Genomic DNA, 20150 nt, shown 5'->3' on the forward strand with positions numbered 1-20150 from the left:
GGCGTTGGCAACGCTGGTTCGCCGTGTGCTCCCCAGCGGATGCCGCCTAGCAGCAGACGATCTCGTGCCGCCAAGCGGCGGAGCGCGGCCGTACCCCGGGAATGGTTGAGCGTTCAAGTCAGTTGAGGGGATCATGAGCACAGATTCACCCCTCGGGGCCAGCGCGGCCATGGGCGCCGTCACCCTGAACGTCGCGGACCTTGGGCGCAAGGCCCCTGCGTCAACGCCGTTCAGCTCAGTGTTGCCTCCGCCCAGGCGGTGAGGCCTCACGCCAACGATGAATGACGGCAGCCGACTTGAGAGTTCAACATATTCGCCGGCCTCTACCGGCGTCAGAAGGAAGGCATGACATGACCACGCAGTTGATCGGCAAGACCTACAAGTTCGACCTCGGCCTGCTGAAGGTGCGGTTCACCTTCGAGTCGCCGACGCAGGGCAGCTTCGTCGTGGAGGAGGGCGGCGGGCTGGCACCGGACGGCCATGCCGAAACGGTGGCCCTGCACCTCAAGGAGATCCGCGACGGCGTCTTCCTGAACTCCTGGACCGAGGCCAGCGGCGCGACGGTGACGCACGTGGAGGACTTCGCGAACGCGACGCTCTACTCCAACGTCACGGTCGACGGCACTCTGTACAACTTCGTCGGGACCATCACGGAGGTGAGTACCGACGCCACGACCGAGAGCAACGTGACCGTGGGCGACCAAGCCGCACGCAACACGGAGATCGTGCTCACCGCGATGCGCGAGCTGTTCGCCGAGAAGGACCTGACCGCACTCGACCGCTACTGGGCCGAGCCGTACGTGCAGCACAGCCCGCAGATGCCCGACGGACTGGACACGCTGCGCGCCGCCGTGCCCGGCCTCGCCGGATTCTCCTGGGAGCCGCAGCGCATCGCGGCCCAGGGCGACCTCGTGTTCACCCACAGCCTCGTCCACGGCTGGGCGCCCGGACCGGTGGTGATCGTCGACATCTACCGGCTGGAGAACGGACGCATCGTCGAGCACTGGGACGTCGTCCAGGAACTCACCCCGGCCGAGTCCACGGCAAGCGGCCGCCCCATGGTGTGACATGCACTCTTGCGGGAGGGGCGGACTGGCACAGTCGCCCTTCCCGCAAGCAGCGAGAGGATGGGACAGTGACACCACGATCCAACGGCGAGCACGACGTGCACGCGCAGGCCCATCCCTCCGAAGTCAGTGAGAGGGCCGCCGTATGGCACGACCTCGTCCTCGCGATGCACCTCCTCGAGACCGCACTCGAAAAGCAGGCGCAACGCGACGGCGGGGTCTCTCACGGTCATTTCAAGCTGCTCGTCCTGCTCGCCGCTGCCGAAGACCAGACACTGGGGCTGAAGAACCTGGCCGACTCTCTTCGCTTCTCCCAGAGCCGCATCAGCCACGCCCTGACCGCTCTCGAAGGCCTGGGTCTCGTCACGCGCCGGCCCACGGTGGGTGGGCGCCGGGCGTCCGAGGCAACGCTGACCGACGACGGACGCCACCTGGTCGACCGCGTGCTGCGCGGCCAGCGCCGAGAGCTGCGCGACCCGCTCTTCAGCAACCTCGGAGACCTCGGCACCGTTGCACTCGGTGACCTCAGTGCGCGCATCATCACGACTCTGGAGAGCGATCGGCCCGACGGGTCCAGATGCGGCCGGACGGAGTAGCCACGACTTGGGCGCACCCGTGACACCGTTCAGGCAAGCGGTCCGGCGTCTTGTCGCCGGCCGCCGATCTACTGGCGTCAGCAACCCAGAAGACCGCGAAGCGACGGCCGAGGATGTCCCGCGTCATCACAGGGTGGGCCCGGAGGGACTCGAACCCCCGACCATTACGGTGTAAACGTAGTGCTCTACCAGCTGAGCTACAGGCCCCGGAACAGCGCAGCCCAGAATACCCGTCCTGGCAGCCGGGCCGCGCCCTTCGTCACGTCAGATCTCCGCCAGCGCCTGGCGGTAGCCCTCGAGGTCGCGCTGCCGGCCACGCGGGCTGAGCACGCTCCAGCGCACGATCCCGTCGGCGTCGACGAGGAACGAGCCGCGCAGGGCGTGCCCGGACTCCTCGTCGAACACGCCGAACGCCCGCGCGACCGCGCCGTGCGGCCAGAAGTCGCTCAGCAGGTCGAAGCCGAAGCCCTCGGCCTCCTGCCACGCCTTGAGCGCGAACACGGGGTCGCTCGAGACCGCGAGCAGTCGCACGCCGACGGTCTCGAAGTCCTCGATGTTGTCCCGCAGCTCACACAGCTCACTGGTGCAGAGACCGGAGAAGGCGAACGGGTAGAAGACCACGAGGGTCGCCTGACCGCGCAGGTCGGCCAGGTGCACGGGCGTCCCGTGCGTGTCGGGCAGCGTGAAGTCGGGTGCCGGGTCCCCGGGACCGACGGTCCGTGCGGCGACGGCGGCGGGCTCGAGGGCGGTCATCAGTGGCCGCGGCCCCGGAAGGAGAGTCTCGTGGCCGACCACTCCGCGGCCACGGTGAAGGTGTTCGTCGTCTGCAGGCCCGCGGTGTTCGCCGCCTCCTGGATCTCTCCGGGTGTGGTGTGCCCGTCGCGTCCGGCCTTCGGCGTGAAGATCCAGATGAGGCCGCCGTCGTCGAGCAGCGTGGTGACGTCGACCATGGCGTCGGTCAGGTCTCCGTCGCCGTCTCGCCACCAGAGGATCACGCCGTCGGTGACGTCGCCGTAGTCCTCGTCCTCGAGCTCGTTGCCGGTGATCTTCTCGATGTCGGTGCGCACGTCGTCATCGACGTCGTCGCCCCAGCCGAACTCCTGAACCACTTGGTCGGCCTTGAATCCGAGTCGGTCCGCACCCTGGGTGTCCGCGCTCACTTTGGTTCTGCATTCCTTTCATCTCACGATCCTGGGCCGCGTGGTGACCAGGCGTCCTTCGTGGCAAAGGTAGTGCACTCGGAGGTGCCGCGCTGCACGGGGCGCGCCAGAGATACCGGACCGTTGCGTCCAGTTCCGGCGGGGAGGCCCGGGAAGGCGGGCAGGCGGCACCGGCTCCGTGCGTCGGAGGCATGACCGGCGCCACCACGGCCGCCGTCGTCCACGAACCGCCAAATCCGTACCCGGTATCAGTAAAGCGATACTCCGTCTCAGTCTCGGGTCTCCTCCGCGGAAAGTCGACGCGAAGTAACGCAGATCACGCATCCCGCTGAGCTTCTTGACCGTCCTATGGTGTGAGCGCACGCTGGAAGGGGTCAGAATGGCTGTGACCACCTGTGTGCGGGCGGGCGTCGCGGATCGCGGCGCATCGTCCCCAACTGCGCAGGACGAGAGAAGCACGGCCGACCGGTCGTGCCGACGACGGAGAGGTTGCTGGTGGCTTCGTTTGACGAGACCGGACCGCTGATCAACGGTCTGCTCAGCGCTGTGCCGGACATCGACCCCGGGGAAACCTCCGAGTGGGTCGAGTCGTTCGACGGACTGATCGACGACAAGGGCGGCCCGCGGGCCCGGTACGTCATGCTCAACCTGCTGCGGCGGGCTCGCGAGCGCAACGTGCACATCCCCGCGACGACGGCGACGCCGTACGTCAACACGATCGGTATCCACGAGGAGCCCTACTTCCCGGGCGACGAGGCGATGGAGCGGCGCTACCGCTCCTTCATCCGCTGGAACGCGGCCGTCATGGTGACCCGCGCGCAGCGCGAGGGCCTGTCGGTGGGCGGTCACATCTCCTCGTACGCCTCGGTGGCGACGCTGTACGAGGTGGGCCTGAACCACTTCTTCCGCGGCAAGGACCACCCGGGCGGCGGTGACCAGGTCTACTTCCAGGGGCACGCCTCGCCGGGCGTGTATGCCCGCGGCTTCCTGGAGGGTCGCCTCAGCGCGGACCAGCTCGACGGGTTCCGCCAGGAGAAGTCGCACGAGGGTGGCGGCCTGCCGTCCTACCCGCACCCGCGGCTCATGCCGGACTTCTGGGAGTACCCCACGGTGTCGATGGGCCTGGGCCCGGCGTCGGCGATCTACCAGGCGTGGACCAACAAGTACCTGCACAACCGCGGGATCAAGGACACCAGCCAGCAGGACGTGTGGGCGTTCCTCGGCGACGGTGAGATGGACGAGCCCGAGAGCCGCGGCATGATCCAGCTCGCGGCCCAGCAGCAGCTCGACAACCTCACGTTCGTGGTGAACTGCAACCTGCAGCGCCTCGACGGGCCCGTGCGCGGCAACGGCAAGATCATCCAGGAGCTGGAGGCCCAGTTCCGGGGTGCCGGCTGGAACGTCATCAAGGTCGTCTGGGGCCGCGAGTGGGATGCCCTGCTCCAGGCGGACAAGGACCGCGCCCTGGTCAACCTGATGAACGCCACGCCCGACGGCGACTACCAGACGTACCGCGCCGAGTCCGGCGCGTTCATCCGGGAGCACTTCTTCGGTCGCGACCCGCGCACCAAGGCGCTCGTCGCGAACATGACCGACGACGACATCTGGAACCTCAAGCGCGGCGGCCACGACTACCGCAAGATCTACGCGGCGTACTCCGCGGCCCGCGCGCACACCGGGCAGCCGACGATCATCCTGGCGCACACCGTCAAGGGCTACGGCCTGGGCTCCGGCTTCGCCGGGCGCAACGCGACGCACCAGATGAAGAAGCTCAAGACGGACGAGCTCAAGACGCTGCGCGACTCGCTCAACATCCCGATCACGGACGACGAGCTCACCGACCCGTACGACGCGCCGTACTACCACCCGGGCATGGACTCGCCGGAGATCGAGTACATGCTGGAGCGCCGGCGCCAGCTCGGCGGGTTCGTGCCGGAGCGCCGTTCGACGCCGAAGACGCAGCTCACGCTGCCGGAGGACAAGTCCTACGCGCTGCTGGCGAAGGGATCGGGCACGCAGCAGGTCGCCTCGACCATGGCGTTCGTCCGGATGCTCAAGGACCTGTTCAAGGTCAAGGGCTTCGGCGAGCGGATCGTGCCGATCATTCCGGACGAGGCGCGGACGTTCGGTCTCGACTCGATCTTCCCGAGCGCGAAGATCTTCAACACGCTGGGCCAGAACTACCTGGCCGTGGACCGCGAGCTCATGCTGAGCTACAAGGAGTCCGAGTCCGGGCAGATCATGCACACCGGCATCAACGAGGCGGGCTCGGCCGCCGCGTTCCAGTCGGTGGGCACCTCGTACGCGACGCACGGCGAGCCGCTGATCCCGATCTACATCTTCTACTCGATGTTCGGGTTCCAGCGCACCGGTGACCAGTTCTGGGCGGCGGGCGACCAGCTCACCCGCGGCTTCATCATCGGTGCCACGGCAGGCCGCACCACCCTGACCGGTGAGGGCCTGCAGCACGCCGACGGCCACAGCCCGATCATCGCCGCCACCAACCGCGCCATCGTGCAGTACGACCCGGCCTACGGCTACGAGATCCGCCACATCGTGCGCGACGGGATCGAGCGCATGTACGGCCCGGGCGAGAACGGGGTCGGCGCGGACGGTCGCGACCAGGACGTCATGTACTACCTCACGGTGTACAACGAGCCGATGGTGCAGCCCGTCGAGCCGGAGAACGTCGACGTCGAAGGCATCAAGCGCGGCATCCACCGCATCCTGGAGGCCGACGGCGACGGGCCGCGCGCTCAGCTGCTCGCCTCGGGCGTGGGTGTCCCGTGGGCGCTGGAGGCGGCGGAGCTCCTGCGCGAGGACTGGGGCGTGCACGCCGATGTCTGGTCCGTGACGAGCTGGACGGAGCTGCGGCGCGACGCGCTGGACGCCGAGCAGGCCGCCTTCGTGGACCCGGCCTCGGAGCAGCGCGTGCCGTACGTCACGCAGAAGCTGCAGGGTGTGTCGGGGCCGTTCATCGCGACGAGCGACTACGACCACATGGTGCCCGACCAGATCCGCGCCTGGGTGCCCGGGGACTACGCCGTGCTCGGCGCGGACGGCTTCGGGTTCTCGGACACGCGTGCGGCGGCGCGGCGGTACTTCCTCATCGACGGGCCGTCGATGGTGGTCAAGACGCTGCAGGTGCTGGCGCGCCGGGGAGAGGTACCGGCCGACGTCGTCGCGAAGGCGGTGGAGAAGTACCGCCTGCTCGACGTGAACGCGGGCACGTCAGGGAGCGCGGGCGGCGAGAGCTGAGTCCGGTCTGACGGCGGGGGTGGTGCCTGGGGCGCCGCCCCCGCCGTTCGCGTCTGTGGGCCGGTCCGGCTGCCCACCGTCCTGCCGACTGCTCGGCAGCCGGCCGGGCGATGTCAGTGTGTCCGGGCAGAATCGGGTCCGTGCGAATGATCCTGTCCCGGGCAGACGGCCCGCGTGCCGCCGTCGCGCGGCTGCCCGAACCGGGTGAGGCCGTGGACGACGACGGCGCCCCCACCGCCCCACCACGCTGGACCTGGGACGACACCAACCGCTGGTACCCGAGGCTGCTGGCCGACGGCGTCCGCGTCGAGCGCGCCCACGACCTGCGGCTCGCGCACGCGATCCTCCGGCACTCCGCCCTGGCAGCAGACACGGAGCTGGCCACCGCACCGCGCGGCCCGTGGGACGGCCTGCCGCCGACGCCGCCGCCCCAGGCCGGTGGAGCGTCCCCGGGTCCGGTCCCGGACACCCTCTTCGACCTCGACGCCCTGGCCGGTACGCCCGCGCCTGGCACGGGTGCTGTCCCCGCGAGCGGACCGGATGCCGTGTCCGCGCGTGAGCCGGGCGACTCTCGTCCGGGGGCGGGTGATGTCCTGGGCGCGCCGCCGCCGTCGGGCACGGGCGGCGGTCTGGACCCCGTCCCCGAGCTGGCCGCCCAGCTCGACGCGATCGCGTCGAGCACCGACGCCGGCCGGTTGCGGCTGCTCGTCGCGGCCGAGTCCGCGGGTGCGCTGGCCGCCGCCGAGATGCATCACGCGGGCCTGCCCTGGCGCGCCGACCTGCACGATGCGATCCTCACCGAGGCGCTCGGCCCGCGCCCCCGCCCCGGTGTGCGGCCGGCGAAGCTCGAGGCGCTGGTGGAGCGCATCCGCGCGGCGCTGGACGCGCCGCACACCCTCAACCCCGACTCGCACCCCGACCTGCTGCGGGCCATGGAGTACGCGGGGGTGGGCGCGCGGAGCCTGCGCAAGTGGGAGCTGGAGAAGCTCGACCATCCGGTGATCGCGCCGCTTCTGGAGTACAAGTCGCTCTACCGCCTCTACACGGCGAACGGCTGGGCCTGGCTCGACACGTGGGCGCCCGACGGCCGCTTCCGCATGGAATACGTGGTGGGCGGTGTCGTGACGGGACGCTGGGCGAGCACGGGCGGCGGGGCGCTCCAGCTCCCGCACAGCGTGCGGCGGGCGGTGGTGGCGGATCCGGGGTGGACGTTCGTCGTCGCCGATGCGGCCCAGCTCGAACCGCGGGTGCTTGCCGGGTTGGCGCACGACGAACGGATGGCGGCCGCGGGCCACGGGCCGGGTGGAGCGGGCGGCGGGGCCGGCGACGCCGTCGACATGTACGCGGGGATGGTGGCGGCCGGTGTGGTCGAGACCCGACAGCAGGCCAAGCTCGGGATGCTGGGGGCGATGTACGGCGGCACGACCGGCGTGTCGGCCCAGGTCATGCCGCGGCTGGCGAAGGCGTTCCCGCGCGCGATCGACCTGGTGGAGCGCGCCGCCCGGGCGGGGGAGCGGGGTGAGACGGTGACGACGTGGCTGGGGCGCAGTTCGCCGCCGCCGGGCAGCGAGTGGGCGGACGCCCAGGCGCGTGCCTTCGCCGCCGACCCGGAGGACGACGCCGAGGCCGGACGCCGCGCCCGGTCGCAGACGCGCGCCTGGGGCCGCTTCACGCGAAACTTCGTGGTGCAGGGCACCGCCGCCGAGTGGGCGCTGTGCTGGATCGCGTCGATCCGCCGCCGGCTGTGGGCGCTCGGCGAGGTGCCGGGCACGCCCGATCCCGGCGGACGCGGTGCCCCCGAGCCCTTCGCGCGACGGCCGCATCTGGTGTACTTCCTGCACGACGAGGTGGTGGTGCACACGCCGGCCGCCCTCGCCGACGCGGCGGCGCGTGAGGTCCGGGCGGCGGCGGACGAGGCGGGCCGGCTCCTGTTCGCCGACTTCCCGGTCACGTTCCCGCTCAGTGTCGCCGTCGTGGACAGCTACGCCGACGCCAAGGACTGAGCCCGCCCGGCCCGGCGCCACGTGGGCCCCGGCGGTGTCAGAGGTGCTTGAGCGTCGCCTCGACCACCCGGGCCGAGCGCAGCGCCGCGTCGTCGACGTGCGTGAGGAACTCCGAGCCGTCCGGGGCGCAGAGGTCGGAGACGGCCCGGACCGAGACGAACGGCGCGCCGTGGTTGTGGCACGCCTGCGCGATCGCGGCCGACTCCATGTCCACCGCCAGGACCTGGTCGAACGTCTCCCGCAGGGCACGGGCGGGATCGGAGGTGACGAACTTCTCGGACGATCCGATCGTTCCCACGAGCACCTTCTGCTCGTGCCCGACGGCGGTCTCGGCGGCTTCGAGCAGCCCGTGATCGGCCGCGTAGACGGCCGGCATCCCGGGAAGCTGCCCGAGCCGGTACCCGAACGCGGTGGCGTCCGCGCCCGTGTTCACGTACGTCCGCCCGACGACGACGTCGCCGACCGCGATGGACCGTGCGAGGCCACCGGCGCTTCCCGCGCTGATCACCGGGACCACGCCGTAACTCAGGAGTGCGCCCACGGCGGCGTCCGAGGCGTTCACGAACCCGATGCCGCTGCGCACCAGGGCGATGCTGCGCCCGCCCAGCGCGATGACCCGGTGCTCGGCGGCGCCGACCATGCGCGCCCCGGGCGCGGGTGCGCCGGACATGTCGAGCCCGGCGTCGTCGTCGGACCTCGTACCGGCCTCCGGGGTGTTGCCGCGCGGGACGCCCGCGAGATCGAGGAACGGCGCCGCCTCGTCGGGCATGGCGACGATGACGACGGCGTCGACCGCGCCGCCGCCGGCCGTGCCCGTCACGCGAAGACCTGCGTCCACCGCGCGCGCTCGGCGAGGAACGCGCGGGCGGCGTCCTGGGCGCCGGTCAGGGTGTGGTTCGCGCCCCAGCCGCACTGCACCTCGTTGGCGGCGGGCACCTCGGTGGCGTCCGTGATGTCGGTGAGGGTGGCCTCGACCAGGTCGAGGACGTCCTCCTCGGCCGGGTCTCCGGAGAGCATCAGGTAGAAGCCGGTCTGGCAGCCCATGGGGGAGAAGTCGAGGACCCGGTCGGAGTGGTTGCGCGACTTCTCCGCGAACAGGTGCTCCAGCGAGTGCACCACCGGCATCTCCAGGTGGGCGGTGTTGGGCTGGGCGAAGCGGACGTCGTACTTGACGATGACGTCGCCGGCGGGAAGTTCCTTGCGGTCGGCCAGGCGCACGTACGGCGCGGCGACGGCTCGGTGGTCCAGGTTGAACGACTCGACGTTCATGCGGGGCTGCTGCTCGGTCACGGAACCAGCCTACGGGTCGCGGGCCAGGTGGCGTCTCCCGGACTGCCGCGGCTCGCCGTCGTCGGGCCCGCCGTCGCCGAGCGCGGCACGGCCGCCGAGCGAAACGGTCTCACTCGACGGCCATGCCGTTCTCAGCAACGGGGATCCCCGCCGCGGCCGCCGGCCCCCGGGGCATCAGGGGCCGGCGGCCGCGGCACGAGGATCGGTGACAGGAACAGGAACGTGCCCGGCGGTCAGCTGCCGCAGGCCAGCGATCCGGCGGAGGGCGGCGAGCCGTTGCCGATGAATCCGAACGAGGTGCTCTGGCCCGAGCCGAGGTTGCCGTTCCACGACACGTTGGTGACGGTCGAACCCGAGAGCGTGCCGTTCCAGAGCTGGTTGACGTCGATGCCACCAGCCAGCGCCACGGACCAGCCGCTGATCGCCGACGAGCCCGCGGTGACCGTGACCTCGCCCTGGTAGCCGCCGCCCCACGAGTTGACGATCGTCAGATCCGCGGAGCAGTCGCCGGGCGGAAGGGTCGGGTCGCCCGTGGGGTCTTCGGTCGGGTCCTCGGTCGGGTCCTCGGTCGGATCCGGCGTGTTGCCGTCGTTGAGCTCGTCGAGGACGGCGTGGTAGGCCTCCTTCTTGTTGCCGTTCCCGTCGAACAGCAGCGGGGTGCCCTGCGAACGCCACGAGTCGGTGTCGCGTACGCCCCACACCGTGATGCCGTCGCAGCGCGAGACCGCGAGGCAGTCCTCCACGACCCGGCGGTAGGTGTCGGCCTGCTGCTGGCCCGAGCCCTCGATGTCGAGCTCGGTGATCTGCACGTCCACGCCCAGGTCGGCGAAGCTCTGCAGCGTCGTGCGGTAGTTGTCCGGGTAGGGGCTGTTCGGGTTGAAGTGGGACTGGAGGCCGATGCAGTCGATCGGCACGCCGCGCGACTTGAAGTCGGCGACCAGGTTGTAGGCGGCCTGGGTCTTGGCCCAGCTCCAGTTGTCGATGTTGTAGTCGTTGTAGCAGAGCTTCGCGTTCGGGTCCGCCTCGCGGGCGGCGTAGAACGCGGCCTCGATCCAGTCGTTGCCGGTGCGCTGGAGGTTGGAGTTGCGACGGGCACCGGTGCCGCCGTCCTCGAAGGCCTCGTTGACCACGTCCCAGGAGTGGATCTGGCCGCGGTAGTGCGTCGCCACCTGCGTGACATGGTTGAGCATCGCCTGGCGAAGCTGGGAGCCTTCCATGTTCTGCATCCAGCCCGGCTGCTGCGAGTGCCACGCGAGGGTGTGGCCGCGCAGCTGCTTGCCGTTCTGGGTCGCCCAGTTGGCGATCCGGTCGCCCCGGGAGAAGTCGAACTGGCCCTGCTGCGGCTCCGTGGCGTCCAGCTTCATCGCGTTCTCGGCCGTGATCATGTCGAACTCGCGGTTGGCGATGGTCTCGTACGTCGAGTCCGTGAGCTTGGACCCGGTGATCGCCGTGCCGAAGTAGAGGCCACGGTCGGCTGCCGCCTCCTGGAGCGTGTCGCCGGCTGCCTGCGCGGATGTCGACATCGCGACACCACCGGCGAGTGCTGTCGCGACCGCGACGGCTCCCGCCACCCAGGCGGCCCGGCGCCGTGGCGGCGCGCTGCGGTGATTCATCTCGTCCTCCTCGTCGAGTGACACGGCCGCATGGCGCGGCCGTAGCACGAGGATGGATCGAAAACGTTATCGATGCGAGGGTACTAAACGCTTAGCGGTCACGATGCGGGTTCGGCGCCGGGCGTCCGGAAGGGGCGCGCGGCGGGCCGCTCGCGACGGTCGCCGCGGCGACGACCGTCACGAGCCGGGGTCGCGGCGCGCCCGCGCCCGCTGATCGGGAACCCGGCCGGCCCTCACGCGTCGGTCGGGAACCCGACGGTCGTGATCTCGCTGGCACCGTCGGCCCAGAGCCGCAGCACGGACAGCGACGCCGGCGGGATGCGGATCCGCGACCAGTGCGAGGCGGGCGCGCCCATCGCCTGTCCCACGGCCGTCCGGATCTGCGCCGCGTGCCCGACGACGACCACCGTGCGCCCCACGCCGCCGTCGACCAGCGCCTGCATCCCGTCCCACACGCGCGCGCCCACCTGCGCGTACGACTCGCCGCGCGGCGGCACGAACGTGCCCGTGGTGTGCCACAGGTGCAGCTCGCCGGGCCAGTCGGCCTCGATCTGCGCGGCCGTGAGCCCTTCCCAGTCGCCGAACCGGCATTCGGCGAACTGCTCCTCCACGGTGACCGGCAACCCGAGCCGACGCCCGACGGCGCCCGCTGTCTCCTGGGTGCGGACCATCGGGGAGGCGACCACCGCGGCCGGGCGGGGCACGTCGGGCCAGAGCCCGCGGCTGTCGCGCCCGATCCGGAACACGGCGTCCGCCGCCTGCGCGGCCTGCGCCTGGCCCTTCGTGGAGAGGGAAGGGCCCGGCACGTCGGACCCCGAGTAGGCGCCCGCCTCGGTCATCGGTGTCACACCGTGCCGCACCAGGATGGCGGTGAGCGGCAGGGCGCCGTCGAACCGGCTCACCGAGCCGGGCGGGCGGACGTGGGTGTCGTAGCCGGGTGCGTGCGCGAGCGGGTCGGTCGCCGCCATCACACCTCCCGCACGAGGATCCGGCCGCACTCCTCGCACGTCACGACCTGCTCGGGAGCGGCGGACCGCGCGGCGGCCAGGTCACCGGGGTTGAGTTCGAGACGGCAGCCCTCGCAGCGACCCTCGCGAAGCGCCGCGGCGCCGAGCCCGCCCTGGTGGGCGCGGATACGGTCGTACATCGTGATCAGCCCGGCGTCGATCTGCTCCGCCAGCGTGTTGCGCTCGGCGGTGACCGCCCTGGCCTCCGCGTCGATGTCGGCCCAGCCGGAGTCGCGGTCGGCGCCCGCGGCGTCACGGTCCGCGGCGAGCGCGTCGTGGGCGGCGGTGACCTTGGTGAGTGCCTCCTCGTGCGCCTCGAGGCGTTCCATGACGTCGAGCTCGATCTCCTCGAGGGCGCCCTGGCGCCTGGCGAGCGCGGCGATCTCGTCGGTGAGGGCGACGGCGTCCTTGGCCCCGACGGAGCCGGTGTCCAGCCGCTGCTGGTCGCGCGCGGAGCGGGCGCGCACCTGCTCGACGTCGGCCTCCGCCTTGGTCAGCTCCCGCTTCAGGTCGGCGACCGCCGTCCGCGACTCGACCAGCGAGTTGTTCAGATCCTTGATCTGTCCCTCCAGCTCGGCGATCCGGGCCAGCGCGGGGTGGTTGCGCCGGGCGTGCGCGAGCTGCTGCAGGCGCGTGTCCAGGGCCTGGACCTCCAGGAGCCTGCGCTGGTGGTCGGGGGGAGCTGAGGCCATGAGCGGGAGTCCTCTCGCGGGGGTGGGCTGGTCGCGAGGCCGCGCGGGTGGGGTGGTATGGCGCCGCGGCACCGCCCGGCACGGGCTTCGCGGCGGTGTCCGGGGCGCGTACCGGGCGCGACCTCGGGGCAACGCTACCGCGCGACGCCGGTCCACGGGTCGGTCACGATGTCGCTGACCCGCGTCTCCACACCGGGCAGTCCGCCCGCGGCGAGCCCCGCGGCCAGATCCTCCGCCGCGTACGCGAGCCAGGGCCATTCGCTCGCGAAGTGCGCCGTGTCCACGAGGAACGGAGTCCCGCTCCCGTCCGGGTGCCCGGCCGTGGCGGCCTCGAACCGCGCGCGCTCGCGCAGCTCGGAGGCCGGGTGGTGGCGCAGGTCGGAGGTGACGTAGACGTCGACGTCGGCCGCGCGGACGTCGTCGAACAGCGAGTCGCCGGAGCCGCCGACGACGGCGGCCGTGCGCACCATCGCCCCCGGGTCGCCGGAGAACCGGATGCCCTGGGCGGTCGCGGGCAGGGCGTCGGCCACGCGCCGCGCGAAGTCCCGCAGCGTGACGGGCTCGGTGAGCGTGCCGACGCGGCCGATCCCGATCTCGGTGTCCTCGGCCTTCGCGACGAGCGGCCGGCGGCCGGCGATGCCGACGAGATCGGCGAGCGCGTCCGCGACCCCGCGTGGCGCGGAGTCGGCGTTGGTGTGGGCGACGTGCAGCGCGCACCCGGACGTGACCAGCCGGTGCACGACGGAGCCCTTGAAGGTGGTGGCGGCGACGGAGTGCGTGCCGCGCAGGAACAGCGGGTGATGGGTGACGAGGAGGTCGGCGCCCCACTCGAGGGCCTCGTCGACGACGTCGGCCACGGGGTCCACGGCGAACAGCACCCGCCGCACCTCGGCGACCGGATCCCCGGCGACCAGCCCGACGGCGTCCCACCCCTCGGCGGTCCCGGGCGGGTACAGCCCGTCGAGCACGCGGACGACGTCGGCCAGGCTGGGTGCGGAACTCACGACCGCGAGCCTACTTCCTACCCGGCCCGCCGCCCGTGACCCTTGGCGACGACGAGCCCCGGCGCCCGCGAGCCCTGGCGCCCGCGAGGCCTGGCGCCCGCGAGCCCTGGCGACCACGCCATTCCGACTGGTGGGACCGTTACCATCCATCGGAACGGCGTGGTCGCGCAGAATGGCGTGGTCGTGGCCGGTGTGGAGGGCGCTGCTCAGCGGAGGACGAGCTCCAGGGTTTGCGGGGTGTGGCGGCGGGGCGGCGGGGTCAGGGTCGACTCGACGAGGGTCTGGGTGTTGCCCGTGGTGACCTCCGTGAGGATGATCCGGCCCTCCAGTTCGCGGGCCGCGGCGAGCACCTCGGCGGCCGTCGTCGGCTCGTCCGCGCGGCGCAGCAGGTGCCCGGCCAGCACGCCCCGGGTGTGCTTCGCGTTGTGCGAGACGACCGACCGCTTGCCGTCCACCTCACGGACCACGCGGACGGTGACCCACTCCGCGGCGCCGGGTCCGGTCGTGGCGGGCTTCCAGGCAGCGACGTAGGTCGCGGACCGGCAGTCGACGACGACGTCCCCCGCCGCGCGCGGTCCCAGCTCCGCGGCCAGGGCCGGCTTCCACGCCCGGGCCAGCGGGCCGACGTCGGGCAGCGACACCCCCATGGGGAGGCGGTAGGCGGGGATGCGGTCGGACGGCGCGACGGCGCCCCAGAGGCCCGAGAAGATCCGCACCGCGCGGGCGGCGCGCTCGGCGACGTCGCCGCTGAGGGTCCCGAGTCCGGCCGCGGCGTACAGGACGCCGGTGTAGACGGTGGCGGCAGGGCCCGCGGGCGCGTCCTTCAGGTGCGCGTTGCGGGCGACCTCCTCGGCGAGATTCGGGCTGACGCCGAGGACCTCGGCCGCGTCGTCGCGCACGGAGACGGCCGCGAGGGCGTCGAGCACGACCTGCCGCTGGGGCGTGAGACCCGGGTGGGTGAGCGTGGCGAGATCCAGGGGAGCGGCGCCGTCGGCCGGGGGCGTCTTGCCCTCGGACGGCGGGAGGAGGAGAAGCACGCCCGCGAGTTTACGAGGGCGGGCCGGCCTCGGCGTGCCGACGAACCCCGTGAGACGTCTCGGCGCACGGAGCGGTCCCCGGACCACGGGTAGCCGTGGTCCGGGGGCCGCAGGGTGCGCCAGAGCGCCAGCTCCCGCCACCGTCGGGCGCGACCCCGTGAACCCGGGCGCCACCCCGTGAACCCGGGCCATCCGGCGGGCCAGGACTACCGCTGGAGGGTGAGCAGGCCCGGACGGTAGGGGAGCTGGCCGTAGTCCATGCCGTCGGAGCTGGGGTCACGGCCCTGGTAGAGCAGCTGCAGGTGGCACGGGTCGACCGTCATGGTCTGGTCGGCGCTGGTGCGGAGGAGCTCGCCGTGGCTGATGTCGTCCGTCCACGTCGCGCCGCTGTTGGCCCGGCCCGCGAACGGGTCGGACTCGGTTCCGGCCTGCACCGTCCACTGGCCGTCGAGACTGTCGGCGGTGAAGGAGCGGAAGAAGCGGATGCCGTTGGTGCCGATCGCCTCGACGATCATGAGGTACTTGTCCTGGTCCTGGAGCTTGTAGACCTGGACGGCCTCGAACAGGTTGTCCCGGGTGTCGCTCAGGACGGTGGTGTAGTCGGAGCCGAAGCTGCCGGGGAAGTTCCCGATCGGCATGCTCGCCCGGTAGATCTTCCCGTTGTCCCCGGCGAAGAACAGGTACATGTTCTCGTCGTCACCGATGATCGCCTGGTCGATGGGGCCATGAGGAGCGTCCGGGACGCTGCCGGTGAACAGTGCTCTCGCCTCCGACCAGCCGTTCGCGTCCGTGGGGTCGCTCGACGTCCGGTACATGAACGGCGACGGCCCCCACTGGTAGGTGAGTACCCAGATGTCCTGGGGCTCGAAGTAGAACAGCGACGGCGCGACCGTTCCCGACGACATGCCGGTCTGCGTGGCGGTCGACAGCTGCGACCAGTCCTCGACGAGGCCGAAGTTCATCGAGCCCCAGGTGTCGCCCGTGTCGTGCGTGGTCGCGTAGACGAGGTGCTTGCCGTCGTAGGGGGCGGTGGTGAAGTCCTTCAGCGACACCCAGCCGGACCGCGGCTGCGCCAGGACACCGGTGGACGTCCAGTCGTAGCTCGACGGCAGCTCGCAGGTCTCCGTCGGCTCGCTGGGCGAGACGCTCGGCGAGGGACTGGGCGGGGTGCTCGGCGTCGGGGTGGGGTCCGTACCGGAGCCGCTGGAGCAGGGGAGCGCGGCGTCGGCCGGGGCGGAGCCGCTGCCGATGAAGCCGAAGCTCGTGCTCTGGCCCGTACCGAGGGTGCCGTTCCAGGAGACGTTGCCGACCGTGGAGCCGGAGAGGTCGCCGTTCCAGACCTGGGTCGGCGTGATGTCGCTGGACAGGGTGACCCGCCAGTCGCTGATCGCGGAATGCGCGGTGACCGTCACCTCGCCCTGGTAGCCGCCACCCCAGGAGTTGACGACGCGCAGCGCGGCCGAGCAGGCATCGCCGGCGGGTGGCGGTGTCGTCTCCGGAGGGATGCTCGGGGACGGCGTCGGCGTCGGCGAGGCGGGCGGGTCCGTCGGCGCGGCCGGCCAGTTCTTGTCGGCGACCGTCCACGGGGACCGGGAGGCGAGCCCCGACGGGTCGAGGATGAAGCTGCGCGCCGTCGCGTTCTCGTTGAGGACCATGTCGAGGAACGAGACGACGGCCGTCGCCCCGCTCTCCATCTGCCCGCCGGTGATGAATCCTCCGTGTCCGGCGTCCGGGTTCGACGCCCGGACCGCAGGCACGTGGTCCACCAGGTCGTAGTTGGCCCGCGAGTTGTCGTACGCGACGTCGGACGGCCCGCCGTCCAGGAACATCACGGGGGTGTGCAGCCTGTCGAGCTCGGAGCGTGAGTAGCCGAGGGAACCGTCGGCGAACAGGCCGCTGTTCAGCGCGGCGACGGCGTCCACGCGCTGGTCCTGTGCGGCGACGAGTGCCTCGATGCCCCCGCACGAGTGGCCCGCGGTGGCGACCCGCGACAGGTCGAGCTGCCCGGCCAGCGGCGCGCCGCCACGCTGTTGTTCCTGCTCGGCCCAGGTGATCGCGTCCGTCAGCAGGGACGGAAGGGGCTCGCCGCTGGGAACGCCGTTGGGCGACCCGTCGGCGGACCCGGTGTCGACGACGACGAACCCCTTGGAGGCGACAAAGTTCAGCAGCCCGGTGACCTCGCTGTTGTCGGTGTGCGCGCACGCGCCGTTGCCGAAGGCGAGCACCGGCAGTTCGCCGCCGGCCGCCGCGGGGTCGGAGGGCCGGAACACCGTGTACCGGTTGTCGCCGTGGGCGCCCTCCCGGGTGACGGGGAAGTTGTTGTCCGCCATCGGCGGGGCGTCGGCCACGGCGTTGACGGAATCGGCCGTGAAGCCGCGCTGAGGGGCGGTATCGGCCGCCGCCGAATTCTGCGCGATGACGGCGCTGGTCAGTCCGACGACGGCGGCGAGTGCAGCCGTGCCGAACATGCCCCATTTTCTCTGGCGGGCCTGGCCGGCGCCGGGGCCGAGGCCCGGGAGTCCGGCGATACGTGACGGCATTGTCGTGTACCTCCTGTGGTGACCGACCGGGACAGCTTCCCGGTCGTTGCGGGGCGCTCGCGCACGGTTGGTATATCGATACACCTATGCGCGTCCCGGTGGCACGGCCCATAGCGATTAGGCCGAGCTTCTGGACGACCTCGACCGCGGGTGAGACGGGCGGTCACGCCTGAGGTCGTGCCTCGCGGTCGCCGAAGCCGCGGGCCAGCGGGATCAGGGCGAGCACCAGCACCAGGGGGAGGGCGAAGCCGATTCGCAGGGAGGAGCCGGTGCTGATCAGGCCGGTCACCACGGAGCCGAGGAGTGCGCCCACGTAGTTGAGCTGGTTGAAGCGGGCGACGACGACGTCGGCCCGGGCGCGGTCACCGCCCGCGAGCCGGCCCGCGGCGGAGAAACTCAGCGGGGCGACGGCGCCGAGCCCCAGGCCCGTCAGGAAAAACCCTGCGGCCGCGACCGGCCACGCCGGGGCCAGGACGACGGCGGCGAGCCCGGCGAACGCGATCATCGCGCCCGTCCGGACGAGCGCGGGTGCGCCGAAGCGCGCGGTCAGATGGTCGCCGGCAAGTCGGACCAGCAGATTCGCCACGAGGTACGGCAGCGTCGCGAGGGCGACCAGTCGTATCGGAGTGTCCAGGACGAGGTCGAGGTAGAGCGGCCCCCAGGCCTGGGCGGCGCTGTCGACCAGATAGAAGATCAGGAACGCGATACCGGCGGGGGCGATCGCGGCCCAGGCGACGGTGCGGGTCGAGCCGGGAGTATCGGGCGAGGGCGACGCCGGGGCGGTGCCTGAGGTGACGACCGGCCCCTGCGCGCCGTCGGGGAGCATTCCGGGCATCGTGCCGAGGGCGGCATCGGGGCCGTAGGGCAGGGCGGGGACGGGCGTGGTGACGGTGGCCTCGGGCGTGAGGACTGCCTTGCCCTGGAATGGCGCGAACGCCGCGACAAGAGGGACGACGGCGAACGCGGCGCCCGCCGCCAGCGGCAGCGTGGCGACCCCGCCCAGGGAGACGCCCGTGGCGACAAGACCGCCCAGCGTCCACGCACCCTGCGACGACGGCAGAATCGGCCGGGCGTAGCGACGCTCCAGGGTGACGGCCTGCATGTTGGAGCCGGCGTCGACCATGCCGAGCGCGATCCCGTACAGCACCATCCCTGCCGCCAGGCCCACCACGTGACCCGTGACGAACATGAGCGCCAGCGCGGGAACCATCGTCAACAGCCCGCCGCGCAGGGCCACGGCGCTTCCCGCGCGGCGGGCCACCACCTCGGCGATCGCGGAGCCGACGGCCGCCGCCAGCACCATGCCCAGCAGGAACATCGAGAACTCGCCGGGATCGAGGCCGAACACGCGGACGATCTGCGGGATGGACAGCGTGGCGCTGACGAACACGAAACCCTGGGCGAAGAAAGCTGCCAGCACCGCCACGCGGTTCTGGCGGAGGTTCTCGGAACCCACGGGAATCGTCATGCCGGGCATCCAACCACTCGCGCGTACCACCTGGATAGGGGCGGATGCTCGCGGGCGCCTGTGCTCGGGTAGGCTGGCCTGCGCGGACGAGCCGGTCGGACGGCCGCGTCGTCGGTGGTCCCGGGAAACCGGAAGCGCCGGCGCCGAGGAACGTCCGGGCTCCACAGGGCAGGGTGGTGGCTAACGGCCACCCGGGGTGACCCGCGGGACAGTGCCACAGAAAACAGACCGCCGTGCACGGCCGAGAGGCCGGGTGCGGTAAGGGTGAAACGGCGGTGTAAGAGACCACCAGCGCCCCTGGTGACAGGGGCGGCTAGGTAAACCCCACCCGGAGCAAGGTCAGACAGGGAGTGTTCGAGGGCTGCTCGCCCGAGCTCCCGGGTAGACCGCTCGAGCCCAGCGGCAACGCTGGGCCTAGATGGATGGCCGTCGCCCGCACGGGGGTGACCTCGTGCGGGAAACAGAACCCGGCGTACGGGCCGGCTCGTCCGCTTTTTGCTGCCGTGAGCTGCGATGGAGCTTGTTGTGCGGGTTGCAGCTGTGCAGCGTCGGCCGCCGCTTCTCAGGCGCGGATGTAGCTCCGATGCAAGCCCCCTCTGGTCGGCCATGCGGATCTGGGACCCGGCCGTGTGCCCATCCAGGGTCACCGTCCCTCGAACTTCTGACTCCAGAAGGCGCTCGCCTGAGGTGCCAGAACGAAGTGGTCGGCACCCGAGTCAGGAGTGGGGTCTCTTCCAGTTCGCAGCGTCCCGTGCCCTACCGGCGGACCAGATGGAACCTGGTGCGTCATGGCTTGGCCCCTGAACGGAGACGATGACCTCAGATCTTGGGAACCAGTATCGAGAATGCAGTTCCGTGTCGCGATCGGCGATCAGCTCGACCACGGCGCCCTTGGCCAGTGTCTCCTCCAGAACCTCGGCGAAGGTCACGGCAGGTTCGATGGGCCCGTACGTCGCGTCGACTTCTGGGGGCACCAGCAGCGCCCGTTCGCCGCGTAGGCGATGCGCGTGGACACTCGCGTTGATACAGCTCCAGTCTTTGTCCCACTTCTCGAATGAGACTTCGATCAACCCGTAGTCGCGCCGCATCCGACGCCCTCGCACATCGATGAGCGGCCAGTCGGCGCCACCCAATGCCCGGTCCCAAGCATCAGGACTCGAATCCAGACCAGCGCCGAGCAACTGGCCAGACGTGATGAAGTCGATGCACAGCGCGGTTGCACTCACTCAGCATCTCCATTCCATGTCAGCCCGCCAGACAGCAGATCGTATGACGGCCCAGACCGGGCGAACCAGGTTCCGGACGCGCGGGCCTGCCCGGGCGCTCCGCGAGCGGCGCCTTGACCTGGCAGAGGTCGACACGGCAGTGACCCTCTGTGGCACCGCGCGAAGGACCCGCCAGTTTCTCCGCCCCTC

16 protein-coding genes, 1 tRNA gene and 1 other RNA gene are annotated in these 20150 nt (G+C 71.4%); 5 read left to right on the forward strand and 13 right to left on the reverse strand.

All coding sequences use genetic code 11. The annotated features are described in order from the left end of the window. Positions 1 to 350 precede the first annotated feature (350 nt). Both EDD34_RS20855 and EDD34_RS06450 read left to right on the forward strand, forming a co-directional pair. Positions 351 to 1067: a nuclear transport factor 2 family protein gene (locus EDD34_RS20855; RefSeq protein WP_211341508.1), complete on the forward strand. Its 717-nt coding sequence runs from the start codon at positions 351 to 353 to the stop codon at positions 1065 to 1067. 98 nt (positions 1068 to 1165) lie between these two features. Then, positions 1166 to 1663: a MarR family winged helix-turn-helix transcriptional regulator gene (locus EDD34_RS06450; protein ID WP_123813831.1), complete on the forward strand. Its 498-nt coding sequence runs from the start codon at positions 1166 to 1168 to the stop codon at positions 1661 to 1663. Between the two features lie 134 nt (positions 1664 to 1797). On the opposite strand, the gene EDD34_RS06455 is transcribed toward EDD34_RS06450, so the two are convergent. From EDD34_RS06455 to EDD34_RS06465, 3 genes are all read right to left on the reverse strand, one after another. Further along, a tRNA-Val gene (locus tag EDD34_RS06455) sits at positions 1798 to 1870 on the reverse strand. A gap of 57 nt (positions 1871 to 1927) precedes the next feature. Next, positions 1928 to 2416 (reverse strand): peroxiredoxin, encoded by a 489-nt coding sequence (locus EDD34_RS06460; protein ID WP_123813832.1) that lies wholly within the window; start codon positions 2414 to 2416, stop codon positions 1928 to 1930. Next, positions 2416 to 2823: a DUF3052 domain-containing protein gene (locus EDD34_RS06465; protein ID WP_123813833.1), complete on the reverse strand. Its 408-nt coding sequence runs from the start codon at positions 2821 to 2823 to the stop codon at positions 2416 to 2418. The genes EDD34_RS06460 and EDD34_RS06465 overlap by 1 nt, the downstream gene beginning before the upstream one ends. Before the next feature lie 495 nt (positions 2824 to 3318). Here EDD34_RS06465 and aceE point away from each other — a divergent pair, with 495 nt between their 5' ends. Together aceE and EDD34_RS06475 are read left to right on the forward strand one after the other, a co-directional pair. Further along, positions 3319 to 6081: a pyruvate dehydrogenase (acetyl-transferring), homodimeric type gene (gene aceE, locus EDD34_RS06470; protein WP_123813834.1), complete on the forward strand. Its 2763-nt coding sequence runs from the start codon at positions 3319 to 3321 to the stop codon at positions 6079 to 6081. A gap of 146 nt (positions 6082 to 6227) precedes the next feature. Then, complete coding sequence (locus EDD34_RS06475; RefSeq protein WP_211341675.1) at positions 6228 to 8084, forward strand: bifunctional 3'-5' exonuclease/DNA polymerase; 1857 nt, start codon at positions 6228 to 6230, stop codon at positions 8082 to 8084. 37 nt (positions 8085 to 8121) lie between these two features. Here the strand turns inward: EDD34_RS06475 and mtnN are convergent, their stop codons facing one another. The 9 genes from mtnN to EDD34_RS06520 all read right to left on the reverse strand — a co-directional run bounded on the left by mtnN (position 8122) and on the right by EDD34_RS06520 (position 18735). Next, positions 8122 to 8904, reverse strand: coding sequence for a 5'-methylthioadenosine/S-adenosylhomocysteine nucleosidase (gene mtnN / locus EDD34_RS06480; RefSeq protein ID WP_246012218.1), 783 nt, complete (start codon positions 8902 to 8904; stop codon positions 8122 to 8124). Further along, positions 8901 to 9353: an S-ribosylhomocysteine lyase gene (locus EDD34_RS06485; protein ID WP_123816367.1), complete on the reverse strand. Its 453-nt coding sequence runs from the start codon at positions 9351 to 9353 to the stop codon at positions 8901 to 8903. Before EDD34_RS06485 ends, mtnN begins: the two co-directional genes overlap by 4 nt. Positions 9354 to 9607: 254 nt before the next feature. After that, positions 9608 to 10987, reverse strand: a complete 1380-nt coding sequence (locus EDD34_RS06490) for an endo-1,4-beta-xylanase (protein ID WP_123813836.1) — start codon at positions 10985 to 10987, stop codon at positions 9608 to 9610. A gap of 233 nt (positions 10988 to 11220) precedes the next feature. After that, positions 11221 to 11955 carry a histidine phosphatase family protein gene (locus tag EDD34_RS06495; RefSeq protein ID WP_123813837.1) on the reverse strand — a complete coding sequence of 245 codons (735 nt, stop codon included), beginning with the start codon at positions 11953 to 11955 and terminating at the stop codon, positions 11221 to 11223. Then, positions 11955 to 12686 carry a zinc ribbon domain-containing protein gene (locus EDD34_RS06500; RefSeq protein WP_123813838.1) on the reverse strand — a complete coding sequence of 244 codons (732 nt, stop codon included), beginning with the start codon at positions 12684 to 12686 and terminating at the stop codon, positions 11955 to 11957. Before EDD34_RS06500 ends, EDD34_RS06495 begins: the two co-directional genes overlap by 1 nt. A gap of 134 nt (positions 12687 to 12820) precedes the next feature. After that, the gene (locus EDD34_RS06505; protein ID WP_246012219.1) at positions 12821 to 13690 is read right to left on the reverse strand and encodes a Nif3-like dinuclear metal center hexameric protein; all 870 of its coding nucleotides are present in this window, start codon (positions 13688 to 13690) and stop codon (positions 12821 to 12823) included. Between the two features lie 206 nt (positions 13691 to 13896). Next, complete coding sequence (locus EDD34_RS06510) at positions 13897 to 14727, reverse strand: YaaA family protein (protein ID WP_123813840.1); 831 nt, start codon at positions 14725 to 14727, stop codon at positions 13897 to 13899. A 206-nt stretch (positions 14728 to 14933) separates the two neighbouring features. Continuing rightward, on the reverse strand, positions 14934 to 17267 hold the full coding sequence (locus tag EDD34_RS21100) for a non-reducing end alpha-L-arabinofuranosidase family hydrolase (protein WP_246012220.1): 2334 nt from the start codon (positions 17265 to 17267) through the stop codon (positions 14934 to 14936). Between the two features lie 163 nt (positions 17268 to 17430). After that, entirely contained in the window at positions 17431 to 18735 is a 1305-nt protein-coding gene (locus tag EDD34_RS06520; protein ID WP_123813841.1) for an MFS transporter, read from the reverse strand. Between the two features lie 87 nt (positions 18736 to 18822). Here EDD34_RS06520 and rnpB point away from each other — a divergent pair. After that, positions 18823 to 19226: RNase P RNA component class A (gene rnpB, locus EDD34_RS06525), an RNA gene on the forward strand. A gap of 225 nt (positions 19227 to 19451) precedes the next feature. Here the strand turns inward: rnpB and EDD34_RS06530 are convergent. Then, positions 19452 to 19961, reverse strand: a complete 510-nt coding sequence (locus EDD34_RS06530) for a hypothetical protein (protein WP_123813842.1) — start codon at positions 19959 to 19961, stop codon at positions 19452 to 19454. Positions 19962 to 20150 lie beyond the last annotated feature (189 nt).

The organism is Myceligenerans xiligouense (genome assembly GCF_003814695.1).
Taxonomy (GTDB): domain Bacteria; phylum Actinomycetota; class Actinomycetes; order Actinomycetales; family Cellulomonadaceae; genus Myceligenerans; species Myceligenerans xiligouense.